The organism is Micromonospora sp. NBC_00362 (genome assembly GCF_026342155.1).
Lineage (GTDB): Bacteria > Actinomycetota > Actinomycetes > Mycobacteriales > Micromonosporaceae > Micromonospora > Micromonospora hortensis.
In genome coordinates, this window is sequence record NZ_JAPENH010000001.1 from 3,470,082 (window position 1) to 3,494,300 (window position 24,219).

The following is a 24,219-nucleotide window of genomic DNA, read 5'->3' on the forward strand; positions in this document are numbered from 1 at the left end:
TTCGTTCACTGGTTCGACAGCTCCTTCATCTCGGTGATGGCCGGCACGGCCATCGGGTCCAGCCCGTGGGCCAGGGCAAGGTAGATCGAGGCGAAATCCGGTACCGCGATCAGCGAGGCCAGCCGCTCCAGGGCGGAGCCACCCTCGGCGGTCACCACGTCGCACCGCACGCCACGGCGCTCGGCGAGGGTCTGCACCGCGTCCGCGCGGCGCTCCTCGACGGCGAGGGGCTCATCGGTGTCGTCCTCGGCGTTGAGCCCGCCGTCGCGCAGCAGCACCAACCGCAGCCGGGTGCCCTCACCGTCGTCGTCGTCGGCCGGGTCGGCGAAGATGTCCCGCTCCCCCTCGGCCAGGCCGCCGAAGACACCGTCGAGCAGACCGACCCGACCCCGCCCGGCCTCACCGAGCGCCCCGGTGACCACCGGGTAGCGGGCGTTTGCCGACAGGGTGTCGCCGAACCGGCGGGCGGCCACGGTGGCCAGCGGGGACGAACCCCAGACGATCGGGATCGAGCCGGCCAGGCCCAGGGCCAGCGACTTCGCCGGGTTGACGAAGGACTCGGCGGCCGACCGGCAGCGGTCGGCGTCCGCGTCGAGCCGGGCCGCGGTCTCGGCCAGGTCCGCCTCGTTGACCTTCACGAGCCCGAGGGAACGGGCCGCGAGCAGCACCGGCACTGTGAGCGCCCAGAGGCTGGCCCGGGCCGGAGCACGCCGGGGCACCGGGATGAACGGCGCCCTGGCCTGCTCGGCGATCGACTGCAACTGCGAGTCCGGGGCACCCACGGCGACGAGTCGGGCACCACGGCGGTGGGCCGCCTCGGCGGCGCCGAGCGCCTCCGGGCTACGTCCGGACGCGCTCACCGCGATCACCACGTCGGCCGCGCCCACCCAACCGGGTACGCCAGCGGAGCGGTGCCCGATGATCGGGACCGGGCAGCGTGGCCCGGCGACAGTGGCCAGCACGTCCCCGGTACGCCCGGCGGTGCCGATGCCGGCGATCACGACGGCTCGGGGCCGCCCGTCGTCGGCGAGCACCGCGAGGTTCGCCTCGGCTGCCAGCGCGGCGCTCTCGCGGACCTGCGCACCGGCCGACGCCGTGTGCCGGAGCATGCCACCCGGGTCGGCCTCGGCCAACGCCTGCGGGTTGTCGAGCAGGGCCTCGTCGGCGTCCCGGCGTCCGCTGACCCCGGCCGTACCGTCGATCATGAGGACTGCCCGGGGCCGCCGCGCGCCTCGTCGAGCAGCAGCACCGGCACGTCGTCGCGGACCTCGAAGATCCGGCCGCACTCCGTACAGGTCAACGTCTGCGCCTCGGCGTCATAGGTGAGCGGGGCGTGGTGCGTGTCCGGACAGGCAAGGATCTCGAGCAACTGCGGATCCAGGGCCATGGCGCGGCTCCTTCCACGTGTACGGCTTGACCGACGGCGGTGCCGACCGGCGCAGGCGATCTTATCGGCGAACGCGGTCGAGCACGTCGTCCCGGAGCGAGACCATCCGATCCCGGGTGGGCGCCTCGACGTTGAGTCGCAGCAGCGGCTCGGTGTTGGAGGCGCGCAGGTTGAACCAGGCGCCGTCGGGGAAACGCAGGGTGAGCCCGTCCATCTCGTCGGCCACCGCGTCGGGGTACGCGGCGCGCACCTCGGCCACCGCCGCCGCCTGGTCGACCACCGTCGAGTTGATCTCACCGGAGGCGATGTAGCGCTCGTACTCACCGGCCAACACGGACAGCGGCAGCGACTGCTCGCCCAGCGCGGCCAGCGTGTGCATCGCCGCGAGCATCCCGGTGTCGGCGAACCAGAAGTCCCGGAAGTAGTAGTGCGCGGAGTGCTCGCCGCCGAAGACGGCGTTGGTGCGAGCCATCTCCGCCTTGATGAAGGAGTGCCCGACCCGGGCGACGACCGGCTGCCCACCGTGCTCCCGGATGATCTCCGCGACGGCACTGGAGGTGATCAGGCCGTGGATCACCGTGGAACCCGGGTGCTTGGCCAACTCACGGGCGGCGACGAGCGCGGTGATCGCCGACGGTGAGACCGGCTCGCCGCGCTCGTCCACCACGAAGCACCGGTCGGCGTCACCGTCGAAGGCCAACCCGATGTCGGCCCCGTGCTCGACCACCGCGCGCTGGAGGTCGACAAGGTTCGCCGGGTCGAGTGGGTTGGCCTCGTGGTTGGGGAAGCTGCCGTCCAACTCGAAGTAGAGCGGCACGATCTCCAGCGGCAACGGCGACAGGGCCGCGTCGCCGAGCACTGTCGGAACGGTGAAGCCACCCATGCCGTTGCCGGCGTCGACGACCACCTTCAACGGCCGGATGCCCGAGAGGTCGACCAGCTTGCGCAGGTAGCCGGCGTAGTCGGGGAGCAGGTCGCGTCGCTCGGCGGGCCGGGTCGGCGCACCGGCGGGACGAGCGTCGCCCGAGTCCAGGAGGGCCTGGGCCCGCTCCCGGATCTCGGCCAGGCCGCTCTCCTGGCCGATTGGGCGCGCGCCGGAACGGCACATCTTGATGCCGTTGTACTGCGCGGGGTTGTGACTGGCGGTGAACATCGCGCCGGGCAGGTCGAGCGAACCGGACGCGTAGTAGAGCAGGTCGGTGGAGGCGAGGCCGATCTCGATCACCGAGCGGCCCTCGGCGCGTACGCCGGCGGCGAACGCGGCGGCCAGGCCGGGCGAGGTGGCCCGCATGTCGTACCCGACGACGACGGCGTCGCCCGGCTCGTCGGTGGAGTTGAGCAGTTGGGTGAAGGCGGCGCCCAGTGCCTCGGCGGCCCGTTCGTCCCACTGGTCCGGCACCGTCCCGCGGACGTCGTACGCCTTCACAATCTGGGACAGATCAGACACGTGTTCCACTCCTTGGCCGCAGGTTAGACACCGATCCTGAGCCTAACGGAGGGCCGGGCCGTCCTCCGCTCAGCCGGGGAGGCGGGGAATGAACACGGTGTGGCCGTCACCGTCGGTGGGCGGGTCACCGGGCTTCGGGCGACCGTCGGGCCGACCCGGCATCGGCTGGGTGGCCTCCGGGGCGGAGGTGTCCGGCCGGGCACCGTAAACCCCGCCGGTGGCGGGACGCGGTGACGGCACCGCACCACCCCAGGCGGCGGCCGGCGGCTGCTGGCCGTACACCTGACCGGGGCGACCGGGCGCGGCCGGCAACCCACCCCCGGCGCGGTAGGTGGTGCCACCGGGGTTGCCCGGGAGGGTGCCCGGCGCGTCGTCGGACGGCTTGCGGTCCTGCCGGGACCGACGGAACAGCAGCACGATGAGCAGCAGTCCGACCGCCACCAGCACAATGCCGAAGTACATCACCGGTGAACCTCCTCCGGACGATTCGGCGGCCGTCGCCGTGGTGTTCGGCGCCGCGGAGACGCCCCCCTGCGCCGCCGGGTTCACCGCCTCGTCGACGGTAGCGACCTCGGTTGGGGTCGGAGTCGGCGTCGGCTTCGTCGACCGCGACGGAGTCGGCGACGGAGTGACCCGCCCTCCAGTCAGCCGCGCCGCGTCCGTGGCGTGACCCAGCGTCTGGCCGGCGGCGCTGATGCCCGCGCCCCTGACCACGAGACGGCCGCCCGGCGAACCCGCCGCGAACGCCACCCGGTACCGCACCGTGATGCCCTTGCCCTTGCACAGCGTCGGCTTCAAGGGTGACGTCTGCGCGGTCGACACGGTGCCGGCGCCGCCGGTCACGGCCACCGGGAACCAGCGCCCGCCCGCGTTGACCTCGACCGCCACCTGGTTCGGCTGGAGACCCTCCAGGCTGAAGCCCAGCGCGGTACGCAACAGGACGCACCCGTCGGTGCGCTTGCGCACCGCGACGTTCACCCCCTGCGCGGAACCACCGGCGGCGAAGCTACTGGCCGCGCCCACCCGGACCGAGTCCTGATCGGCCAGCGCCGGTGACGCACCGAGCATCACCAGGCCGCCCGCAAGACCGCAGACCGCCGCGAGCCGTGCCACGCGTCGACGCACTGTCATGATTACCTCGCCGTTCTCCCCGGGTGGGGTCCGCGGGTCAGGCTACTACCGGCCCACCTGTCCCACCGGTCATAGAGCGCCCCGCATGTGGGCGGCGTTACGGTTTACGGCGCCTCCCGCCGACCAACTGATGACCGGGCTGACCAGCCAGTCAGCGGGCCTGCTGCGCCTCGGCGAGGGCGTCGCGGCACAGCCGGTCGGCGGTGCGGGTGGTCTCCGGCAGCCGGTAGCGCGGAGTCAACGCGAGCACCTGCGCTGTCGCGTTCTCCAGGCTCATCCGATGGCCGACACTGACGAAGACCGGCTTCACCCCGTCGCGGGTCCGCAGCACCCGACCGACGACCTCACCACCGTCGCGCAACGACGACCAGGAACCCCGCTCGGCGGCCGGCGGATCCCACACCCCGACCAGTGGCGTCTTCGCCACCCCGATCGCGGGCAACCCGGTGACCACCCCCAGGTGGCACGCGAGCCCGAACCGACGCGGATGGGCCAACCCGTGCCCGTCGCAGACCAGCAGGTCCGGGACGGCGGTCAGCCGGTCGAGCGCAGCGAGCAACGCCGGCAACTCACGAAAGGCGAACAACCCCGGCACATATCCGAACGCGGGTCGCCCCACACCGACAGCGGATTCCACCACCGCGAGGGTCCGGGCGTCCAGGACCGTCACGGCCGCCGCCAGCAGGTCACCACCCTCGGCGTACGCGACGTCCAGGCCGGCCACCGTCGCGGGCGCGCTCGGCCCCGGCCCGACCAGGTCCACCAGCGGCCGCAATTCCTCCTGTACGGCCACCGCCTCGGCAACACTGCCCGGCCCTGTCGTCCCCGCTCCCACCGCGTCCGGCGCGGCGTTCATGCCCGGCGTGCCCGGCGTGCGCCATGATCCACTCGGCTTCACGGAAGTCGGGCTATCCCACGGCCTTGGATGCCCCGACTTCAAGGAACCGGAGTCGATCACCCTCGGCCCGAGGCGTCGGCGCCATCCCCGGCGGCCCTACCGTCCGAGCCACCTTGAGCGGGGTCACCGTCGGCCCGGCCCCTGATCGCACCCAGGCCGAGCGCGAAGGCAATGCCGAGGGCGACACCGAAGGCGACGCCACCCTTCGCACCGAACACGGGAATGCCGATCGCCAGACCGATCAGGATGCCGACCGGCCAGGCCCAGACGGTGGACCTGACGCCCTGCGTACCGGATTTCGCCATGCGTCGATCTTATTCGGCCCCGCCACCGACCCGCCCTCCGTCTGTCCATCCGCGACGCATGCCTACTTCGCTCTCGCTATGTCGGGGTCCGCGCCAGGATCACCGGCCGCGCGAAGCTGCTCCTCGAACATGACGAACGTCCGCTGCCGAATTCCACGAATGAGCGCCTGCTCCTTCGGCGTCAGGTGACGATCTTCGGCCTTCGCCACGTCCCTGACCGCCTGCACCGTCTCGTAGAGAGCGAAGATCGGACCTTCCCCCTCGAGATAATGAGCCCGGAAGCGCTCGACCTCCTGCACGAAGTCATCAGGAGTGCGCCGGAATACGTCACCTCCGACGTCGAAAACGATCTCGCTGAACAGGTCGTTCTTCTCCTGCCAAGCGCCAGTGTCGATCGCAACACGCCAAACCCTGGCGCCACCGTCGGGCGTTTCCACGATTTTGACCGGCGACTGGTAGTACAGGTAATAGGAAGGAAGCACCAGACCTGGCATTCGGGCCATCAAGCGTTCCCCTCGTAAGTTGACTGCAGCGCCTGCCAGAACACCTGTTGCTCGCGACGAAGGATTCCGTCTGCGATCGCTCCCTCGCGTCTCGTCAACGCTCGACCCTCGATCCGGGCCAACGCATCCACATCGCGGCGCACCTCATACAGCGCATGTTCCCAGACCGCGATCTCGTCGAGCGCGGTCAGGTGCAGGCGAAACTCCGCAAGGTGACCGTTCCGGGTCCGCAGGACAAGTTGCACGTCGCGGTAACCACTGTCCTCGGGAGACACGAACCGGTCCTGGCAACTCACGATCACGACCTCAGGGTGGTCGCGTATCCGCTCGAGTGCCGCGTAGAGGTCGTCGAGATTGCGGAACTCGACCTTCGCGGCGGCCAGGTCGAGCAGCTTGGACGCATCGCCCTGGTGTTTGGCCACCTTGTCCTCGGCTCGACGGCGATCCTTGGGCTGGGCACGCCACCCGGGCTCACCGACCCGACGATCACCGACAAGGGCTAGGGACGTCGCCAACTGATTCAGCTCCGCCTGAGCAACGGTAGCTGCTGCATAGAGCTCGTCGAGGTACTGCTGCCGATAGGAAGGGTCAGACTGGCGACGCTTCTCGAATCCCGGTTGGGTCGGTGGATCATCCGGAATCCGAATACTCGCGCTGATCCGCCGCTGCTCGTCCGTGAGTGGCGTTGGCTGTGGTTGATCCACATCGTTACCGGTCCCGATCGTCTGTCCCAACACCCCGGGCTCCGCTGCCTCCTGTTGGGCGACGTCGTCCAGCACCTCGGCGAGGACGTCAATGGCCTGCTGGTGGCTGGCCAGGTGATACAGGGTCAGCGGACGGGCCGTCAGCGACTTCGCGAGTTCAGGCGTGGACTGGATCATGCGCGCCAGGTCCGGGTGTCGCACCAACTGCCGCGCCAGCCGCTCGGCCAGGTTCGGCTCGTTCGGCGGCGGCTCTCGCCTGGCGCTATCGAGCATGTCCCGGACCCGGTCGTCGGCGAACAGTCGCACGAGATCCCGTGCCGACGCGTCGTCCAGGTCCGGCACCAGCCGACGAAGGGTGGGCGGGTCGACGGCGGTCGCGAACTCAACGGGAGTCACCCCCGCCGCGAAGACGTCGTCCAAGCTATTGGCCGACAGAACGGCGCGGGCAGGGCCGCCACCCGGTGTTGGCTGGTCGAGATCGGCGCTCGCTGGAACGTTGGCGTCGGCATCAGGGGCCGAGCCGGGGCCGTCGAGGAGCAGGTACATCCGGTTGATATACGGGTCGCCGTGGCCGCCGTCGTCGTGCGTCGGCGGGTGATCCGGCAGGTCGGGCCGTTCGCTGAACCGGCCCCGGGGTAGTCCGCCAAGCGGCATCGGTCTGCCGTCTCCGCTCAGCACCAGCGCGTCGATGCCGACCACGTCAGGGTAGAGCGGCCGGTCCCGGACCACGCCGTTCTGCGGGTCCACGTAGAGCACAGTGCCGTTCTGGTTGAGCGCCACCCAGGCGTGCGAACCGCCGTGCGCCCACTCGGTGACCAGGAACGAGTAACTGCCATGGCCGCCCAGCAGCAGTTGGTCGTGCAGGTTGCGGTAGCCCCGGTCGGCGGCCTGCCGCGCCTGCGCTGTGTCCGTACGTTGACCGGACGCCGGGGCGAGGAGTTGCTGGAAGCGCCCGCCGGTCACGTCCTCCACCCGACCGGGGCCGCCCGCCTCGCCACGGATGGGGCGCCGGATGTCGCCGTCGAGGTAGCCGTCGAACGTTCGGGGCGCCGACACGCGGGGTCGCCCGTGCACCCACGTCTCGAACAGCGACAGTGTGCAGTCCAGGCAGTTGATGCCCCGGGTGGCGTCGGCCGCGGGACCGCCGTCGTTGAGCAGCCCGAACCAGCCGCCGTGTCGAGGGTCGGCGGTGCGGGTGACGGTGCCGTCCGGTCCGCGGGGCATCTGTCGTTCGACGTCGACCTGGTGCAGGGCGAGCGGTGGCCGAAGTCCTCCGGGCTGCCCGTACGGCCGGGAGTCGTCGATCGGCGGCGGATCGTCGTCGCCGGTGAGCATGGACGGACCGGTAGTTTCCACAGCGCCGAGCGCAAGCGCGCCCACGTCACGGTTGGCGTGCTCGAAGGTGGCGCTGATGTCCACTACCGGCGGGGCCGTGGTGCCGGCCAGCACCGCGTCTGCCAGGTCACGCCATTCGGCGTACGCGCGAGTTTCCTCGTTCGCGGCGCGCTGCCAGCCGTCGGCCCACTGCCGGTTGCCGGCCTGGTGCAGTTGCCGGGCGTAGGTGGCGTACTCGACGGCTCGCCGATCGTGCTCCACGGCGCGGGTGCGCAGTCGGGCGGCTTCGGCCTGCCGGCGGTTGTTCTCGAACCCGATCCGCACCGATTCGTAGTGGTCCTGGTAGCGCTGCCGCTCGGCGGCTTCCGCCGCAGCGGCCCACTGCGCCGCGTACGAGTCGTTGGTCTCCGGCTCGCGCACCGTCGGGGCGCCGAACGCTGCCACGTCGACGGGGATCGACGCCCTTCCCCGGGCGGGATGGTCGGGCGCTCGCACCGGTGCGGGCGTCGCCCGGGTGGGGACACGCGAGGGCACGGCGAACCGACCCACCGCCGGTGGGGTGGAGGCGACCGGTAGCGGCCCGTTGGTGGTGCTCGGGACGCCGAAGGTGACCGGCGCCGCCAGCCCGGGGTTGATCGTCGGCGCGGAGGGTCCAGTCGTCGGAGACCAGGCGGTCGGTCCGGAGGTGGTGGGGTGCGGTGAGCTGCCGGGGTGGGCCGGCGGCGCACCGGTGGCAGCCGGCCCGCCCGATTCGAGGGGACCGACCACGGGCGCGGACGCCGACGAAAGCCTCGGATCGGCACCCACCACAGGCCGACTCGGGTCAGCCACCGCCGAGGTGGCCGGATCGGCAGCCGAAGCCGACGCGACGGGACCGACATCCACCGCCGACGTGGCCGGGGTGGTGGTCGTCGCCGAGGGCACGGGGTCGGCCGGGTGTGGGACGCCCGCTCTGTCGCCGAACGACCCACCCGTCGACGGAGTCACCTCGGACGCGCGTACCGAACGATCCGCCGCGTCCACGTCGGACACCCCGCCAACCGGCATCGGTGACGACGTCTGCACGTCGGGCGCGATCGGAGACGCCAGCCCGGCTCCCCGTGACTGCTCGACAGCCGGTGTCGTCGGCGCAGCCGACTGGTTCGGCGGCGTGGTGGCAACGCTCTCCGTCGCCTGCATCGGAATGCTCGCAGCCGTCACCAGACCACCCGAGGCCACACCACCGGCAGCCCCCGCAGAAGCAGCCCCCGCCGCAGCCGAGGCCGCAGCAGACGAGACCCCGACGGAGGGAGACGCTCCCGCAGAGACCGCGTCAGCCGCGACGGGCAGCACGGCCGGGAGGGAGGGGCCCGTGAACGATGCTCCGGCGAGGGCGTTGGCCTGTGCGTCGAGCCGGGCGCGTAGCGCGTGGTCGGTCTGCCCGGTCGCCGAACCGGTGGCCCCGGACGCGGCGGCGCGCGCCACGTCCTCCATCGAGGTCAGGCCCTGACCGGTGGCCAGGCTCGCCGCGCTGTCGGCGAGCACCTCGCCGGTCATCTCCCGCCCCAGGTGCTCCCCGACTTTCGCCGCTCGCCCGGTCGCGTGCCGACCCAGGCCGGCCAGCGGCGCCACCGCCCCGCCGGCCAGGCCACCGACCGCCGAGGCGCCGAGATCGGTCAGGTCCAGGCCGTGTGCCCGCCCGGTGGAGTTCTGGTACGCCTGGGTGGCCAGGGTGACCCCGGCCTCCTCGGCGGCCTCCTCCAGCCCGCCACGGGCGGCTCGCTTGGCGAGCCCGCGTGCGCCACCTCGGGCGACGTCCTTGGCGGCCCGCTCGCCGGCCTCCTTGAGCCCATGCTTGAGGGACTTGCTGGCCAGTTGGCCCATCAGCCGCTTGAAGATCTGTTGGACCAGCAGTCGCGTCGCGGTGATCGCCGCGCCGGCGGCCGGGGTTGCCGCACCGGCGGTCAACACCGCCGCCACCGCCACTGTGAGAAGCTCGATGACCAGGATGCCCAGCTCGATCCAGACTTCCAGCTTGGCGCCCTCGATGTCGCAACCGCACTCCTCGACCAGTCGGCCCAGGTCGGCGGTGACCGCGAGCAGCACGGGCAGCGGGGCGTCGGCGCCCTCGGCGATCCCCCGCCAGGCCGCCTCGAACGCCGCGTCGACAGCCCCGACACCGCCGTACCCGTTGCGCACCTCGACGGCGGCCGCGGCGGCGTCGGCGTGCGGCCCGGCGAGCACGGAGGCGACCGCGTACCACTGGTCGGCGACGTCCCAGACGGCCCGCTCGTTGCCCTCCGGCCACTGCACGCCGACCACCCAGTCGAGGGCCTCGTAGATCCAGCCGGGCACGTCCCACGGCGCGTAGTCCAGGGGGTGCGGGATGGGGCTCGGCAGCACGCTCATCGGGATCGTCAGCGCCGGTCGGCGGCCCGACCGACCCGGGCGGCATTGGCCCCGTCGGTCTGCACGCTCGCGTCGACCGCCTCGACCACGTCGCCGCCCAGCTCGGTGAGCCGGTGCCCGACGCCGGCCCAGGCCCGCAGCACTGTCTGCTCGAACCCACGGTAGTTGCGCTCGAAGGCAGCGCCGATGTCGTCGCGACCCCAGGGCCTGGCACCGCTGGCGGCCTCGATCGCGCCACCCTCCGCCGCACGACGGGCCGTCACCGCCTCGCCGGCGAGCGCCAGGTCGGCACCACCCCGGAGGGCCCGGGACGGATCAAGCCAGAGCTGCCCGTCGGTCATGGCTTCGCCTCACCTTTGCCGAGTACGGCGTCGGCCCGACCGAGCAGCGTGGCGTAATCGCCGGTCTTGAGGAAGTCCGTCGCGCCGGAGCCGGCCGGCATGCTCTCGGCGACGAGGTCGCGGGTGGCGTCGGCGGCGGCTGTCGCGGCGGCCCGGATCGTTTCGGTGACCTTTCGGCCGAGCGCGTCGGCGTCGCGGTCCCGGTAGATGGCCGGCGTCAGCTCGACCTCGATCAACTGGCCCTGCGCGCCCACTGTCGCCGTCACCTGGCCGTCAGCCGACCGGCGGGTCACCCGCAGCGCGGCGAGTCGCTTCTGGAGCGTGTCCAAACCGGACCTGAGCTGCTGGTATTGCCCATAAACGTCGTCGAATCGGGCACGTAGCTCGCGATTGACGCCCCGGTCCGCCTGTTCGTCCACCGCCGCCCTCCCGTCACCGTCGGTAGAGCAAGACAATACCGGCCGCCATCGATCCGTGTAGTCCGGTAGTTTCAATGCGTGATCGACCGTCAACAGGCCGAGCAGCTCGCCGCCACCTGGGCCCGCCGTGACTCGCAGCGTCTCGGCCACGAGTGCACCGCGATGGTCGACGAGTTCGACCTGGGGTGGGTCATCACGTCCGTCGTGCCCACCGAGGTGCGCACGGTGCCGGGTGACCTGCCGACGACAGTCATCGACAAGCAGACCGGCACTGTCACCACGTGGCCCCGGGTGCCGAGCACTGTGGTGGCGGAGCTGTACCGGCGTAGCCAGCCCGTCGGGCCGACGGCTCCCCGCACTCTCGACCCGTCGAGCCTGCTGGTCCGGGAAATCCATCGGGGCGCCACCCCGAACACCGCCGCGCACCTGACCATCGACGGACGGATCTGGACGGCCCAGGGCACGAAGGCCGACGTGCCAATCAACCATCACCCGCTGGTCCGCGACTATCTCGACCAGCTACCCCCCGGCGAGTTGGTTCGCGGCGGGGCGGCGCACGCCGAGCTGATCGTGGTCTCCGACGTCCTGCACGAGTACGACCACCGCCGCGTCGCCGAGGGCATCGCCCCGATGGGACGGGCCGAGGCAGCGGCGCTGCTGGAGGGCGCCCGCTTCGAGATCTTCCGGATCCGTGAGCCGGGCGATCCCGCTGGAGGGCCCGCCGAGCGGCCCTGCGACTCGTGCATCGCCTTCCTGGTGCGGGCGAACGTCCTGCCGGAGTCGGCTCGCGCCTACACCGAGACGTGGACCGCGCCGAAGGCATCCGACCCCGATCCTGGGCGATTCCCGGCGGAGGTCGCGAACGCCCTGGTCGCGGCCGGTTGGCGGCCACACATCGGCGATCAGATCATGGCCGCCGCCGCCGTACGGGACGTCACGTCGGTGCCGGGGCGCAACCACCGGCACGAGGTCTTTCCCGCCGCCGTGGAGGCGCTCACCGCGTTCCCCAGCCTGGTCGGTGCGCGGCGCGGCAGGGGCGAGCAGGTGTGGATCTCCCGTTTCGACATCCGCCCGCACACCATCGCGCACACCGCCGACACCCTCGCGGACTTCGGCGCGGTGCTCGGCGTACGCCTCTTTCCGATCGGCACCGAGCAGCAGGACAGCATCCTGGCGGTGGACGAGCGCGGCCGGGTCTTCGCGCTCGACCAGGCCGGCGAGTGGTTCCTCGGCGACACCATCGACGCCGCGCTGACCACTCTGCTGCTCGGCCGGGCCCCCGCCCGGGTCCGCGACGACGGCACCTGGCAGGCCGACTAGCCCGGCGGTGTCGCCGGGCTAGAGCGCGAGGCCGGTCAGCACCATGACCCTGGGCTCGGTGTAGTCGTCCATCGCGCTGCGCAGCCCCTCCCGGCCGACGCCGCTGCCCTTCACCCCGCCGTAGGGCATCTGGTCGGCGCGGTACGACGGCACGTCACCGATGATCACCCCGCCCACCTCCAGCGCGCGGGCGGCGGCGAAGGCCACGTCCAGGCGTCGCGTGAAGACGCCGGCCTGCAAGCCGTACGCCGAGTCGTTGACCGCTGTGAACGCGGCCTGGTCGTCGGCGACCGGGGTGACCACCAGCACCGGCCCGAACACCTCCTCGGCCACGACCTTGGCGTTCGCCGGCACGCCGGTGAGCACTGTCGGGGGGTAGGTCGCGCCGTCGCGGAGGCCGCCCACCTCGACGGTGCCGCCGGCGGCGACGGCGTCGGCCACCCACGTCTCGACCCGACGGGCGGCGTCCTCGGACACCATCGGCCCGACGTCGGTCAGTTCGGACGTGGGGTCTCCGCTCCGCAGCCCCCGCACGGCCGCCACCAGCCGGGGCAGGAAGTCGGCGTGCAGGGCATGGTGCACGTACACCCGCTGGACGGCGATGCACGACTGGCCGGCCTGGTAGTTGGCGAACGTCGCGATGCGCTGCGCGGCGAAGTCCAGGTCCTCGTCGGCGGTCCAGTCCGCACAGAGCACCGCGGCGGCGTTGCCGCCCAACTCCAGCGTCACGTGCTTCTCCGGCGCGGCGCGTCGGATGGCGGCGCCGACCGGCCCGGAGCCGGTGAACGACACCAGAGGTAGCCGGGGTTCGGTGACCAGCTCGGCGGCGCGGTCGTTGGGCAGCGGCAGCACCGAGAACATCCCGGCCGGGAGGTCGGTCTCGGCCAGCAACTCGCCGAGCAGCAGCGCGGTCAGGGGCGTCGCGGGCGCGGGCTTGACGATGATCGGCGCGCCGACGGCGATGGCCGGCGCCACCTTGTGGGCGACGAGGTTGAGCGGGAAGTTGAACGGCGTGATGCCCAGGACCGGCCCGCGCGGCACCCTGCGGACCAGGGCGATCCGCCCGTCGGCGGCCGGGTCGGTGTCGAGTCGTTGCAACTCGCCGGAGAATCGGCGGGCCTCCTCGGCGGCCCAGCGGAAGGTCGACACGGCACGCCCGACCTCGGCGCGGGCCCACTTGAGCGGCTTGCCGTTCTCCGCGGTGATCAGGGCGGCGATCTCGCCCGCGCGCTCGGCGATCCGCCGTGACACGTGGTCGAGGGCCGCCGCGCGGGCGTGCGCCGGCAGGGCCGCGGCCTGCGCGGCCACCCCGGCCGCCGCGGCGACGGCGGCGTCGACCTGGTCCGGCGTGGCGAATGTGGTACGCCCCACCGGGCGGCCGTCGTACGGGTGGTGGACTGTCAACTCACCCTCGCCGGTGGCGGGGCGGGAGGCGACGAAGAAGGCTGTGGGCTCCACGCCGAGCAGAGTAACCGAGCGACCAGTCGACGGAAACAGTCGCGATAACCCTTGTCTGCCGCGAATTCAGTAGCGAAGATGGCAGAGAGATTGCGATAACCGCCGCAGAACCGCGCCCCCGGCCCCCTCGGAGTGATCCCTCATGAGTGACCAGCAGCAGCTGCGCAACTTCGTCAACGGCTCCTACGTCGACCCGTCCGACGGCGGTTACGCCGACCTGGTCGACCCCTGCACGGGTGAGGTGTTCGCCCAGGCCCCGGTCTCCGGCGCCGCCGACGTGGACGCGGCGATGAGCGCCGCCGCCACCGCGTTCGAAAGCTGGCGGGAGGTCACCCCTGCCGAGCGGCAGCGGGCGCTGCTCAAGCTCGCCGACGCCGTGGAGGCGCGCGCCGCCGAGTTGGTCGACGCCGAGGTGCGCAACACCGGTAAGCCCCGCCAGCTCACCGCCGAGGAGGAGCTTCCCCCGGCGGTGGACCAGTTCCGGTTCTTCGCCGGCGCCGCGCGGATGTTGGAGGGGCGGTCCGCCGGGGAGTACCTGGCCGGGCACACCTCGTACGTGCGGCGTGAGCCGATCGGCGTCTGCGCGCAGGTGACCCCCTGGAACTATCCGCTGATGATGGCGGTCTGGAAGATCGCGCCCGCACTCGCCGCCGGCAACACAGTGGTGCTCAAGCCGTCGGACACCACACCGGTGTCGACGCTGCTGCTCGCCGAGATCGCCGCCGAGTTCTTCCCACCAGGGGTGTTCAACGTGGTCTGCGGCGACCGGGACACCGGTCGTACCCTCGTGTCGCACCCGACCCCGCAGCTGGTGTCGATCACCGGCTCGACCCGCGCGGGCATGGAGGTCGCCGCCGCGGCGGCCCCCGACCTGAAGCGCACCCACCTGGAGTTGGGCGGCAAGGCCCCGGTGGTGATCTTCGACGACGCGGACGTGGCGGCGGCCGCCGAGGCCATCGCGCTGGGCGGCTACTTCAACGCCGGGCAGGACTGCACGGCGGCCACCCGGGTGTTGGCCGGCCCCGGCGTCCACGACGACTTCGTGGCGGCGCTCGCCGAGCAGGCCCGCAACACGAAGACCGGCGCCCCGGACGACGCCGACGTGCTCTACGGTCCGCTGAACAACGCCAACCAGCTCACCCGGGTCAGCGGTTTCGTGGACCGCCTGCCGGACCACGCGGCGATTCAGACCGGCGGGTCCCGGCAGGGCGAACGCGGCTACTTCTACGCGCCGACGGTGGTCTCCGGGCTGCGTCAGGCCGACGAGATCATCCAGGACGAGGTGTTCGGGCCGGTCATCACGGTGCAACGCTTCTCCGACGAGGACGAGGCGGTGCGCTGGGCCAACGGCGTCGACTACGGCCTGTCCGCGTCGGTCTGGACGCGGGACCACGGCCGAGCCATGCGGATGACCCGTCGTCTGGACTTCGGCTGCGTCTGGGTCAACACGCACATCCCGTTCGTCTCGGAGATGCCGCACGGTGGCTTCAAGCACTCCGGGCACGGCAAGGACCTCTCGGTCTACAGCCTGGAGGACTACACCCGGATCAAGCACGTCATGCACAACATCGAGGGCTGAGCCATGCCGACGTCCGAGGAGCTGCACAAGCGGCGCGGCGATGCCGTGGCCCGGGGTGTCGGCAGTGTGATTCCGTCCTACGTGGACCGCGCGTCCGACGCGACGATCACCGACGTGGACGGCCGGGAGTGGATCGACTTCGCCGCCGGCATCGCCGTGACCAGCGTGGGCAACTCGGCACCGAAGGTGGTCGAGGCAGTCCGGGCGCAGGTGGAGCGGTTCACCCACACCTGCTTCATGGTCGCGCCGTACGAGTCGTACGTGGCGGTGTGCGAGCAGCTCAACGCGTTGACGCCCGGCGGGTTCGCCAAGCGCTCGGCGTTGTTCAACTCGGGCGCCGAGGCGGTGGAGAACGCCGTCAAGGTCGCCCGACACGCCACCGGGCGGCCGGCGGTAGTGGTGTTCGACCACGCGTACCACGGCCGGACCAACCTGACCATGGCGTTGACAGCGAAGAACATGCCGTACAAGCACCGGTTCGGGCCGTTCGCCGGGGAGATCTACCGGGTGCCGATGTCGTACCCGCTGCGCGACGGCGGGCTCTCCGGCGCGGAGGCGGCGACCCGAGCGATCGAGATGATCGAGAAGCAGGTCGGCGCGGAGAACGTCGCCGCACTGCTCATCGAGCCGATCCAGGGCGAGGGCGGCTTCGTCGTACCCGCGCCGGGTTTCCTGCCCGCGCTGCGGGCCTGGGCGACGGCGGCCGGGGTGGTCTTCGTCGCCGACGAGATCCAGACCGGTTTCTGCCGCACCGGCGACTGGTTCGCCTGCCAGCACGAGGGCGTCGAACCCGACCTGGTGACCCTCGCCAAGGGCATCGCCGGTGGCCTGCCGCTGGCAGCGGTGACCGGTCGGGCCGAGCTGATGGACGCGGTGCACGTGGGTGGGCTCGGCGGCACGTACGGCGGCAACCCGATCGCCTGCGCCGCCGCGCTCGCCACCATCGAGACCATGCACGAGCTGGACCTGGCCGGCGCGGCCCGACGGATCGAGTCGGTGCTGGTCCCCCGGCTACGGGCCATCGCCGAGCGGGATCCCCGGGTCGCCGAGGTACGCGGCCGGGGCGCGATGCTCGCCGTGGAGCTGGTACTGCCGGGCACGCTCACCCCCGACCCGGTCGTCACGGCCGCGATCTCGGCGGCCTGTCACGCCGCCGGCCTGCTCACCCTGACCTGCGGCACGTACGGCAACGTGCTGCGCTTGCTGCCACCGCTGGTGATCTCCGACGGGCACCTCGGTCGCGGTGCCGACCTCCTCGACGCCGCCTTCGGCTGAGCGGCTGAGCGGCTGAGGGGGGCCCGGTGCACGGGCCCCCCTCCGCCGAGGGTCAGCGGAGCACCTCGACAGTGTTGCGGCGCACCAGGTTCTTGCCCGGCTCGCGGATCTGCTCCATGGCTGCGGAGTTCAGCAGCACGCAACTGCCCGACGGGCCGGTCACCGTCACAGTGGTCGCCCGGTTGTTGTCCAGGTTGGTCACCCGCAGCCGGGTGCCCACCGGGAACTGCCCGCTGGTCGCCGCCGGTCCGGCCGCCTCCTCGAAGAAGGTGATCGCCCCGGAGCACGCCGACTGGGGTGCCGGGCCGGGTGCGCCGGGAGACGCGGCGCCGGGGCGGACGGTGCCGGGGGCCGGAGCGCCGGCGGGCGGGGCCGCGCCGTCGACACGTTCCACCACGTTGCGGCGGATCACGTTCTTTCCCGGCTCGCGGACCAGCTCCATGGCGGCGGCGTTGAGCAGCACGCAACTGCCCGACGGTCCGGTCACCGTCACGGTGGCCGCCCGGTTGTTGTCCAGGTTGGTCACCCGCAGCCGGGTACCCACCGGGAACCGGTCGCTGGTCGCCGCCGGCGCCCCGCCCTCCGCCGAGAAGGTGACCGAGCCGGAGCAGACCGACGACCGTGCCGGGGCCGTGTCGGCGAACCCGAAGCTGGTCCCCACCGACACGCCCACCGCGGCGAGCACCGCCACGCTCGCTGCCAGCACGTGCCTGCGCTGCACCCTCATCGCCGTCACTCCCGTCCTCGGTGGTGTCCTTCACCCACCGGTACGGATCGGAGCGTCCTACCGTTCAGCCGGCACGGGTATCGATCGTGCGGCGGCCAGGTCCACCGGCCCGTACCGGGTGCGTGGGGCCCCGGTGATCAGCGCCCAGTAACGGTCGCCGTACGACCAGTGCCACCACTCGGTCGGGTAGTTGACCATCCCCGCGCCGCCGAGGGCGTCCACCAGGATCTGCCGGTCCCGGCGAGCGGTGCCGCCGATCGCCGGCGCGTCGGTGAAGCAGGCGTCGGCGCTGTCCTCCGGGGTGGCGTCGATGGCCGTGCCGAGATCAAGCTCCACACCGTCGTCTGTGCAGAGCGTCAGGTCCACAGCGCCGCCGGTGCTGTGCGGGGCCACCTCGACCGGTGAGACGAACTTCGTGGTCTCCCGGTGCAGCCGCTGCGGTGACCAGTCCGGGTGCCGTCGGCGCAGTTCGTCGCGGTAGCCGGTGAAGATGGCCAGTTGCGCCTGGTACGGCCGGTAGCCCTCGACCACCAGCAACCGCAGCCCACCGGGCAGGGCACGCTGCGCGGCCAGCAGGCGGTCCACGACACCGGCGCGCAGGCGGGCGTACGCCCCGGCCGGGTCGGCCGCCCGGCCGTCGAGCCGCAACTCCGGCAGCTCACGCAGGTCCACGAACTCCTCGCCGTCGTCGGCGCTGGGCACCGCCGCCACCCGGGGGTCGGAGAGCAGGATCATCGGATGCTCCCCGCCGTGCTCGCGGACCGCTCCGCGTGCCGGAGCCGGGCCAACTCGACGAGTCGGTCCACCACCTCCCGGTAGCCGACCCCGACGGCGGCCCACACCTTCGGGTACATCGAGTGCGCGGTGAAGCCGGGCATCGTGTTCAGCTCGTTGACGTACAGCTCACCGGCCGTCTCGTCGTAGAAGAAGTCGACCCGGGCCAGACCCCAACCCCCGATCGCGGCGAACGCCCGCAGCGACAGCTCGCGGACCCGCGCGGTCACCTCGTCCGGCAGCACGGCGGGGACGATCATCGGGTCGGCGTCGCCGAAGTACTTCTGCTGGTAGTCGAACCAGCCGCCGCTGACCTGCACCTCGCCCACCGCCGACGCCTCGGGACGCCAGCCACCGAGCACCGCGCACTCCAACTCCCGGCCGGCGACCCCCTGCTCCACCATGACGAGTTGGTCGTGACGAAGCGCCTCCTCCACGGCGGCGGCGAGGTCGTCACCCTCGCCGACGCGGGAGATGCCGATCGACGAACCCATGCTGGCCGGCTTGACGAACAGTGGCCGGCTCAGCCCGGTCACCAACTTCTCCGGGTCGTCGACCGCCCGGTAGGCGTGCGCGTCGAACGACACGTACGGGGTGACGGGGATGCCCTCGGCGCGCAGCGCCCGCTTCATCGCCACCTTGTTCATGCCGACGGCCGAGGCGAGGATGCCGCACCCGACGTACGGCACGTTCAGTGACTCCAGCAGCCCCTGCACCACACCGTCCTCGCCGTACGGGCCGTGCAGCACCGGGAAGACCACGTCCAGCTCGGCGTGCACCGCGCCGGGGGCGTTACCGGCGGACACCTGCACGACACCCGGGCGCGGACCGGCCCGCAACTCGACGGCCGGCCCGGTCACCACCAACTGGTCGTCGATGGCCCGCTCGCCGGCCGGCCGGTCGCGCAACTCGGCCAGCAGCGCGTCGGGCATCAGGCGGAAGCCGCCGCTGCGGGTGACGCCGATGGCGACAGTGCGGTAGCCGCCACCGGCGAGCGCCCGGGCCACCCCGAGCGCCGAGGCACAGGAGACCTCGTGCTCCGCCGACGGTCCACCGAACAGGATTCCGATCCGAACTGGCGCGCTCACGCCGCCGCCCCTTCCTCAGCCAGGTCGGCGGATCGCGGGGCCATCAACCGGGCCACCAACGCCGCCTCCACGTTTCCGCCGGTCAGCACCACGCCGACCGTCCGCTGCCGGTCCCGGTCCGGCGCGAGCCGCAAAGCACCGGCCAGGCCCGCCGACCCGGACGGCTCGGCGAGCACCTTCAGCTCCGTCAGGATCAGCCGGAACGCGGCGGCGATCTCGTCGTCGTCGACCCGGACGACGCCGCGCAGCGTGTCCCGCACGATGGCGAACGGCAGCTCCCCCACGCAGGACGGCCGCAGCCCGTCCGCGATGGTGGGCGCCGGCGCGACCGGCACGCGTACACCTGCCGCCAGGCTGCGGGCGAGCGAGTCGCAGCCCACCGGCTCCACGCCGTACACCTCGATGCCGGAACCGGCGGCGGCCAGGCACGCACCGGCCACCCCGCCACCACCCCCCACCGGTACGACAAGCGCGTCCAACGGCGTCCCCGCGCGCTCGGCGTCCTCGATCAGCTCCAGGCTCGCGGTGCCCTGCCCGGCGATGACATCCGGGTGGTCGTACGCGTCGACGACGGGATGACCGCTCTCGTCGCTGAGCCCGTCGGCCACCGCCACCCGCTCCTCGACGCTGGTGCCGGCGAACACCACCCGGGCTCCCGCCGCGCGCGCCCGGTCGACCTTCGTCGAGGCCGCGTCGACAGGCAGCACCACTGTCGCCGCGAGCCCGTGCTGCCGGGCCGCCAACGCCACGGCCACCGCGTGGTTGCCGGTGCTCTGCGCGATCACCCCGGTGTGCCCGGCCATCGCGAGGCGGCCGACCGCGCGCAGCGCGCCGCGCATCTTGTACGAGCCGCCGTTCTGGAGGTTCTCCGCCTTGAGCAGGACCCGTGCCCCGGCAAGCTCGTCGATCACCGGGGAGCGCAGCACCGGGGTACGGACGACTCGGCCGGCAAGCCAGTGGCTGGCCTCCTCGACATCGGGCCGGACCTGGCCAACGGTGCGTGTCATCGGTTCTCCTTTTCGGGCACACCACAGGCGGGGTCCAGCGGTACGTGGACCCCGGGGAAGGTGGGTGGAAGTGTCAGGTCACTGTGGGTAGCTGGACGTCGACCCGCAGGCCGCCGTACTCGGCGGGCCGGGCCGCGATGATGCCGTCGTGGGCCTGGGTGATCGAGCGGGCGATGGCCAGGCCCAGGCCGGCCCCACCGCCCTGCGAGGTCCGGTCCCTGGCGAGTCGGCGGAACGGCTCGAACAGGCCGGCCACCGCCTCGGCCGGCACGGGCTGGCCGGTGTTCACCACGGACAGCGCGGGCACACCACTCACCAGGACGGTCAGTGAGCCGCCCGGCCGGTTGTACTTGATCCCGTTCTCCACCAGGTTGGTGACCAGGCGTTCCAGCAGCACCCGCTCGCCGACGACGATGCGGGGTTCGAGATGGGTCTCCACCGTGACCCCGGCCTCCCGGGCCCGGTCCAGGTAACCGGCCAGCACCGCCTCGACGATCGTGTCCAACCGCTGCGGTATCCGCGATCGGAGGCCCTGGTCACTCTCGCTGAGCGCGAGCAGGCCCTCGATCAGTCGTTCGTTGCGCTCGTTGGTCTCCAGCAGCTGACTGGTCAGCAACTCCAACTGCTCACCGGTGAGCGCCCTGGCCATGCCGACCTCGATGAGCGTCCGCTGCACGGCGAGGGGCGTCCGCAGCTCGTGCGAGGCGTTCGCGGCGAACCGTCGCTGCCCCTCGTACCCGGCGGAGACGCGTTCCATCATCTCGTCGATCGCCCGGGACAGCCGGGCCAATTCGTCGCGGCCCCGCGGCCGGATCCGGTGACCGAGGTTCTGCGGGCCCAGGTGCCCGATCGGCCCGGCCAGGTCAGCGACCGGGCGCAGGCACCACACCGCGGCGAACCAGAGCCCCACCAGGACTGCCACTGTCACGAACAGGACGGCCACCAGGGGCAGCATGAACGCCCCCGGCCGTACGTTGCCGCACACAGTCGACAACCCGGGCACGGGCACGTCACAGAACTGCTGCCCCCAGGCCCAGGTCATCTCCGACAGCCACTTGCCCATCGCCGGCAGTATCGGGCCGGCCAGCAGCGCCAGCAGCCCCACCAGCAGCACCCGACGTCGGGGCGTCCAGCTCACGCCGTGCCGCCGATGCGGTAGCCGGCCTTCGGCACGGTGTGGATGATCGCCGGATCGCCGAGCTTCTTGCGCAGTGTCATCACCGTGACCCGTACGGCGTTGGTGAACGGGTCGGCGAACTCGTCCCAGGCCTGCTCCAACAGCTCCTCGGCGCTGACCACCTGGCCGTCCGCGCGCAGCAGCACATGCAGCACAGCGAACTCCTTCGGGCTCAACGCGAGGGGGCGGCCGTCCCGGGTGGCCAGGTGTCGGCCCACGTCCAAGGCCAGGCCGTCCTGGGCGAGCACCGGTGGCAGCGCCGGCGTGGACCGTCGCCCGAGGGCCTGCACCCGGGCCACCAACTCGGCGAAGGCGAACGGCTTCGTCAGGTAGTCGTCCGCGCCGAGCCCGAGGCCCTCGACCCGGTCCCGAATGCCGGCCGCCGCGGTGAGTAGCAGCACCCGGGTGCCGACCTGTGAGTCGGTGATGCTGCGACACACCTCGTCGCCGGTGTGCCCAGGCATGTCCCGGTCCAGCACCGCGACGTCGTACCGGTTCACCCCGACCCGCTCCAGCGCACCGTCACCGTCGTAGCAGACGTCGACGGCCATCGAGAGGCGGCGCAGCCCTTCGGCCACCGTGTCCGCCAACAACCGCTCGTCGTCTGCCACCAGCACCCGCACGTTTGTCCGCTCCCCCAGTTCGGCTTGCCCGGCATACCGTCGCAGGCCCGGGTTAAGGGTTCTGTAAGCACCCGTCGCAGCCATCCTCCACGCGGGTGTCCAGCGGGCAAACCACCGCAAGCCAGTCCCGGTCGACTTCGTGCCCGTGTCACGTCATCTGGGTCGTCCGTCCCCGAAAGCCGAGGCGGGTGGCGAGCGCGGGTGAGCTGCGTCACCCTGGCCCCGGCCCACCCCGTCGATCTTGCACTTTGTGTTGCCCGAATGTCCCTAAGGCGTTATCTGTCGGGACAGAAAGTGCAAGATCGACGGGGCGGGGCCGGGCGGGGCGGGGGTGACGGGGGTGCTGGTGTGGTTAGGAGAGGGCGGCGCGGATGGTGGCCTTGATGTGCTGGGGGCGGCGGTAGAGGTCACGGTCGGTGAAATAGCGCATCCGCCAGCCCGCAGCGTCCAGCCAGTTGACCCGCTCCCGGTCGTGTCTGAGCCGTTCACGGTCCAGGTGCGACAGTCCGTCGTACTCGATGCCGATCCGGCGTTCGCGGTAACCCAGATCCAGCCGGTAGAGAGCTATGCCATGACGGTCGGCCACCCATAGTTGCGGCTCGGGTGGAGGCAGCCCCCCATCGATCAGAATCAGTCGCAACTGGCTCTCCTGTCGGCACTCCGCCCTGCCGTCGGCCAGCGGTACGAGTTGCCGGGCTTGGCGGACACCACGCAACGCGTTGTGGGCTGCGACCTCGGCAAGCAGGTCATCCTGGGTGACCAAGCCCGACCGCAGCGCGGCATCGAGTACCGGGAGTGCGTCGAGTCGTCGGACGGCGCGAGCCAGGTCGACCGCACAGCGAGCCGCCGGCACACAGGGCAGACCGTCGACGAAGACCGGCCGAACGGGTAGCACCGTCCGGTGAACGACCACCCCGGGTAGACGGGGCTTTGGCACCTCGGCGGGCAGATGAACGTGGATCAGATCATCACGCAGCACCCCGAAGCCGTGTCGGCGGGCGGCACTCTGCCTCGCCAACATCGCCCCGTCGGGCAGCCGGAGCAGCAGTGCGCGCAGTGCGTCATCGTCGCCGCAGGGCTGGTCGGCGTAGACCCCTCTGCGTACGCGGTGCAATTCCTCGCGGTCGAGCCGACTACGGATTCGCCCAACGGTGAGTTGCCGCATGAGTGCGTCGGTACGCCACAACTGAGTAGCCATGGAAGCAGGCTGACCAACCCGGGAGCCCAGAGAGGACCCGCGACGACCACCTGTGGAAAACCATCCCCCCTGTGGACAACCCCCAACCCCACCCCCTGCCGTGCTAGCGCCCCACCCCCGGACTCCCCGGCCCCGCACCCCCCGCCCCCGCGATCTTGCACTTCCTGTCGTCGATACGCCCTATATGCAGCGAAAGGTCGGCGCAGAAAGTGCAAGATCGCGGGGGCGGGGGCGGGGGGCGGGGGCGCGGGGCGGGGTTAGTCGCAGGCTATGCCGTCGCCGTCTCGGTCCAGGTCGTAGATGTCGTTGCCGATCACCCTGATCGGCCCGCTGACGTAGGCGGGGCCGTTGCCACTGCCACCCGCGCAGTCGACGTCGCTGGCGATCGGGACGCAGCCGCTGTAGTTCGGGTCGCACTTCGACGACTGCGGCTTCTTCGTGCCAATGGCGACGACCTGGGTCACCGGCTGCTTGGTCACTGCGGACTTGACCAGTTTCTTGGCCGTCCGCACGCCGTCGGTGGTGGTCACCTCGTAGGTCAGGGTCCGGACGCCGTTCACGCCCTTGGTGCGGACGACCCGCTTACCCTCGGCCAGTGACGAGTCCTTGACGGTCCGCTCGCCGTACCTGATGGTGGCCTTCTCCGTCACGGTCGTCACCTGCACCACCGGCACGGCTGCCGCGCTGGACGGGCTGGGTGCGACCGACGAAGGCGCCGACGAGGGTGTGGAGGGCACGGCGATCGGCGACTCCTCCTGGGCCGGCTCGCCGGAAGCGACCAGGATCGGCTGCTGCGGCTGCTCGGCGGCGGTGCCGGTCTTTGTCGGTTCCGGCTCGCCGGTCAACGCGCCGACGATGGCGGTGCCGGCGCAGCAGAGCAGCAGGAGCGACAGCGTCACCGAGCCGAGGATCACGGCGACCCGGCTGGCGGGAGTGGCCCGGCGGAACCAGTTCGGTCGGGGCGTCTGGCCAAACGACGGCGGGTACGGCGGCCCCGGGTTCTGTGGTGGTTGCATCGTCACGGCGATGAGTGTCGTCGCAAACACAGCCTGCAATATCCCCCGTCGCGTTCGTCACCTGCGCCTTTCGCTTCGCCGGGAAGATCGGTGGGCGCGCTCGCGGGCGACGAGTCGGC

22 protein-coding genes are annotated in these 24,219 nt (G+C 71.8%); 3 read left to right on the forward strand and 19 right to left on the reverse strand.

What is annotated here, in order from left to right:
• Nucleotides 1–5: 5 nt before the first annotated feature.
• The 10 genes from OG992_RS15790 to OG992_RS15835 form a co-directional block, all read right to left on the reverse strand.
• On the reverse strand, nucleotides 6–1,205 hold the full coding sequence (locus OG992_RS15790) for an SIS domain-containing protein (RefSeq protein WP_210784502.1): 1,200 nt from the start codon (nucleotides 1,203–1,205) through the stop codon (nucleotides 6–8).
• Nucleotides 1,202–1,387, reverse strand: coding sequence for a Trm112 family protein (locus OG992_RS15795; protein WP_091394023.1), 186 nt, complete (start codon nucleotides 1,385–1,387; stop codon nucleotides 1,202–1,204). Before OG992_RS15795 ends, OG992_RS15790 begins: the two co-directional genes overlap by 4 nt.
• A 61-nt stretch (nucleotides 1,388–1,448) precedes the next feature.
• The gene (locus tag OG992_RS15800; protein WP_266303618.1) at nucleotides 1,449–2,834 is read right to left on the reverse strand and encodes a phosphomannomutase/phosphoglucomutase; all 1,386 of its coding nucleotides are present in this window, start codon (nucleotides 2,832–2,834) and stop codon (nucleotides 1,449–1,451) included.
• A 69-nt stretch (nucleotides 2,835–2,903) separates the two neighbouring features.
• A complete protein-coding gene (locus tag OG992_RS15805) occupies nucleotides 2,904–3,965 on the reverse strand; it encodes a hypothetical protein (protein WP_266303619.1) in 1,062 nt (353 codons plus the stop codon).
• Nucleotides 3,966–4,116: 151 nt separating this feature from the next.
• The gene (gene nfi, locus OG992_RS15810; RefSeq protein WP_266305211.1) at nucleotides 4,117–4,821 is read right to left on the reverse strand and encodes a deoxyribonuclease V; all 705 of its coding nucleotides are present in this window, start codon (nucleotides 4,819–4,821) and stop codon (nucleotides 4,117–4,119) included.
• 98 nt (nucleotides 4,822–4,919) lie between these two features.
• The gene (locus tag OG992_RS15815; RefSeq protein ID WP_266303620.1) at nucleotides 4,920–5,168 is read right to left on the reverse strand and encodes a hypothetical protein; all 249 of its coding nucleotides are present in this window, start codon (nucleotides 5,166–5,168) and stop codon (nucleotides 4,920–4,922) included.
• Nucleotides 5,169–5,230: 62 nt separating this feature from the next.
• Nucleotides 5,231–5,671, reverse strand: a complete 441-nt coding sequence (locus OG992_RS15820) for a hypothetical protein (protein ID WP_266303621.1) — start codon at nucleotides 5,669–5,671, stop codon at nucleotides 5,231–5,233.
• Nucleotides 5,671–10,098 (reverse strand): toxin glutamine deamidase domain-containing protein, encoded by a 4,428-nt coding sequence (locus tag OG992_RS15825; protein ID WP_266303622.1) that lies wholly within the window; start codon nucleotides 10,096–10,098, stop codon nucleotides 5,671–5,673. Before OG992_RS15825 ends, OG992_RS15820 begins: the two co-directional genes overlap by 1 nt.
• 8 nt (nucleotides 10,099–10,106) lie before the next feature.
• Entirely contained in the window at nucleotides 10,107–10,439 is a 333-nt protein-coding gene (locus OG992_RS15830) for a hypothetical protein (RefSeq protein WP_238683545.1), read from the reverse strand.
• The gene (locus OG992_RS15835) at nucleotides 10,436–10,858 is read right to left on the reverse strand and encodes a YbaB/EbfC family nucleoid-associated protein (RefSeq protein ID WP_266303623.1); all 423 of its coding nucleotides are present in this window, start codon (nucleotides 10,856–10,858) and stop codon (nucleotides 10,436–10,438) included. The genes OG992_RS15830 and OG992_RS15835 overlap by 4 nt, the downstream gene beginning before the upstream one ends.
• Nucleotides 10,859–10,936: 78 nt before the next feature.
• Between OG992_RS15835 and OG992_RS15840 the strand changes: the two genes are divergently transcribed.
• Nucleotides 10,937–12,178 carry an SUKH-3 domain-containing protein gene (locus OG992_RS15840; protein WP_266303624.1) on the forward strand — a complete coding sequence of 414 codons (1,242 nt, stop codon included), beginning with the start codon at nucleotides 10,937–10,939 and terminating at the stop codon, nucleotides 12,176–12,178.
• An 18-nt stretch (nucleotides 12,179–12,196) separates the two neighbouring features.
• Here OG992_RS15840 and OG992_RS15845 read toward each other — a convergent pair whose 3' ends face one another.
• Nucleotides 12,197–13,636 (reverse strand): aldehyde dehydrogenase family protein, encoded by a 1,440-nt coding sequence (locus OG992_RS15845; RefSeq protein ID WP_266303625.1) that lies wholly within the window; start codon nucleotides 13,634–13,636, stop codon nucleotides 12,197–12,199.
• A 142-nt stretch (nucleotides 13,637–13,778) separates the two neighbouring features.
• Here OG992_RS15845 and OG992_RS15850 point away from each other — a divergent pair, with 142 nt between their 5' ends.
• Complete coding sequence (locus OG992_RS15850; RefSeq protein WP_238683549.1) at nucleotides 13,779–15,215, forward strand: gamma-aminobutyraldehyde dehydrogenase; 1,437 nt, start codon at nucleotides 13,779–13,781, stop codon at nucleotides 15,213–15,215.
• Between the two features lie 3 nt (nucleotides 15,216–15,218).
• Nucleotides 15,219–16,490, forward strand: a complete 1,272-nt coding sequence (gene gabT / locus OG992_RS15855) for a 4-aminobutyrate--2-oxoglutarate transaminase (protein ID WP_266303626.1) — start codon at nucleotides 15,219–15,221, stop codon at nucleotides 16,488–16,490.
• 52 nt (nucleotides 16,491–16,542) lie between these two features.
• Here the strand turns inward: gabT and OG992_RS15860 are convergent, their stop codons facing one another.
• The 8 genes from OG992_RS15860 to OG992_RS15895 all read right to left on the reverse strand — a co-directional run bounded on the left by OG992_RS15860 (nucleotide 16,543) and on the right by OG992_RS15895 (nucleotide 24,100).
• Nucleotides 16,543–17,217, reverse strand: coding sequence for a hypothetical protein (locus OG992_RS15860; protein WP_266303627.1), 675 nt, complete (start codon nucleotides 17,215–17,217; stop codon nucleotides 16,543–16,545).
• A 57-nt stretch (nucleotides 17,218–17,274) separates the two neighbouring features.
• A complete protein-coding gene (locus OG992_RS15865) occupies nucleotides 17,275–17,952 on the reverse strand; it encodes a M15 family metallopeptidase (RefSeq protein WP_266303628.1) in 678 nt (225 codons plus the stop codon).
• Complete coding sequence (locus OG992_RS15870) at nucleotides 17,949–19,079, reverse strand: D-alanine--D-alanine ligase family protein (RefSeq protein WP_238683553.1); 1,131 nt, start codon at nucleotides 19,077–19,079, stop codon at nucleotides 17,949–17,951. The genes OG992_RS15865 and OG992_RS15870 overlap by 4 nt, the downstream gene beginning before the upstream one ends.
• Complete coding sequence (locus OG992_RS15875) at nucleotides 19,076–20,086, reverse strand: threonine/serine dehydratase (RefSeq protein WP_266303629.1); 1,011 nt, start codon at nucleotides 20,084–20,086, stop codon at nucleotides 19,076–19,078. The genes OG992_RS15870 and OG992_RS15875 overlap by 4 nt, the downstream gene beginning before the upstream one ends.
• 73 nt (nucleotides 20,087–20,159) lie before the next feature.
• Entirely contained in the window at nucleotides 20,160–21,224 is a 1,065-nt protein-coding gene (locus OG992_RS15880) for a HAMP domain-containing sensor histidine kinase (protein WP_266303630.1), read from the reverse strand.
• Nucleotides 21,221–21,886: a response regulator transcription factor gene (locus OG992_RS15885; RefSeq protein WP_238683556.1), complete on the reverse strand. Its 666-nt coding sequence runs from the start codon at nucleotides 21,884–21,886 to the stop codon at nucleotides 21,221–21,223. Before OG992_RS15885 ends, OG992_RS15880 begins: the two co-directional genes overlap by 4 nt.
• A 352-nt stretch (nucleotides 21,887–22,238) precedes the next feature.
• The gene (locus OG992_RS15890) at nucleotides 22,239–23,084 is read right to left on the reverse strand and encodes an endonuclease domain-containing protein (RefSeq protein ID WP_266303631.1); all 846 of its coding nucleotides are present in this window, start codon (nucleotides 23,082–23,084) and stop codon (nucleotides 22,239–22,241) included.
• A gap of 257 nt (nucleotides 23,085–23,341) precedes the next feature.
• Nucleotides 23,342–24,100: a G5 domain-containing protein gene (locus OG992_RS15895; RefSeq protein WP_266305212.1), complete on the reverse strand. Its 759-nt coding sequence runs from the start codon at nucleotides 24,098–24,100 to the stop codon at nucleotides 23,342–23,344.
• Between the last annotated feature and the right edge of the window lie 119 nt (nucleotides 24,101–24,219).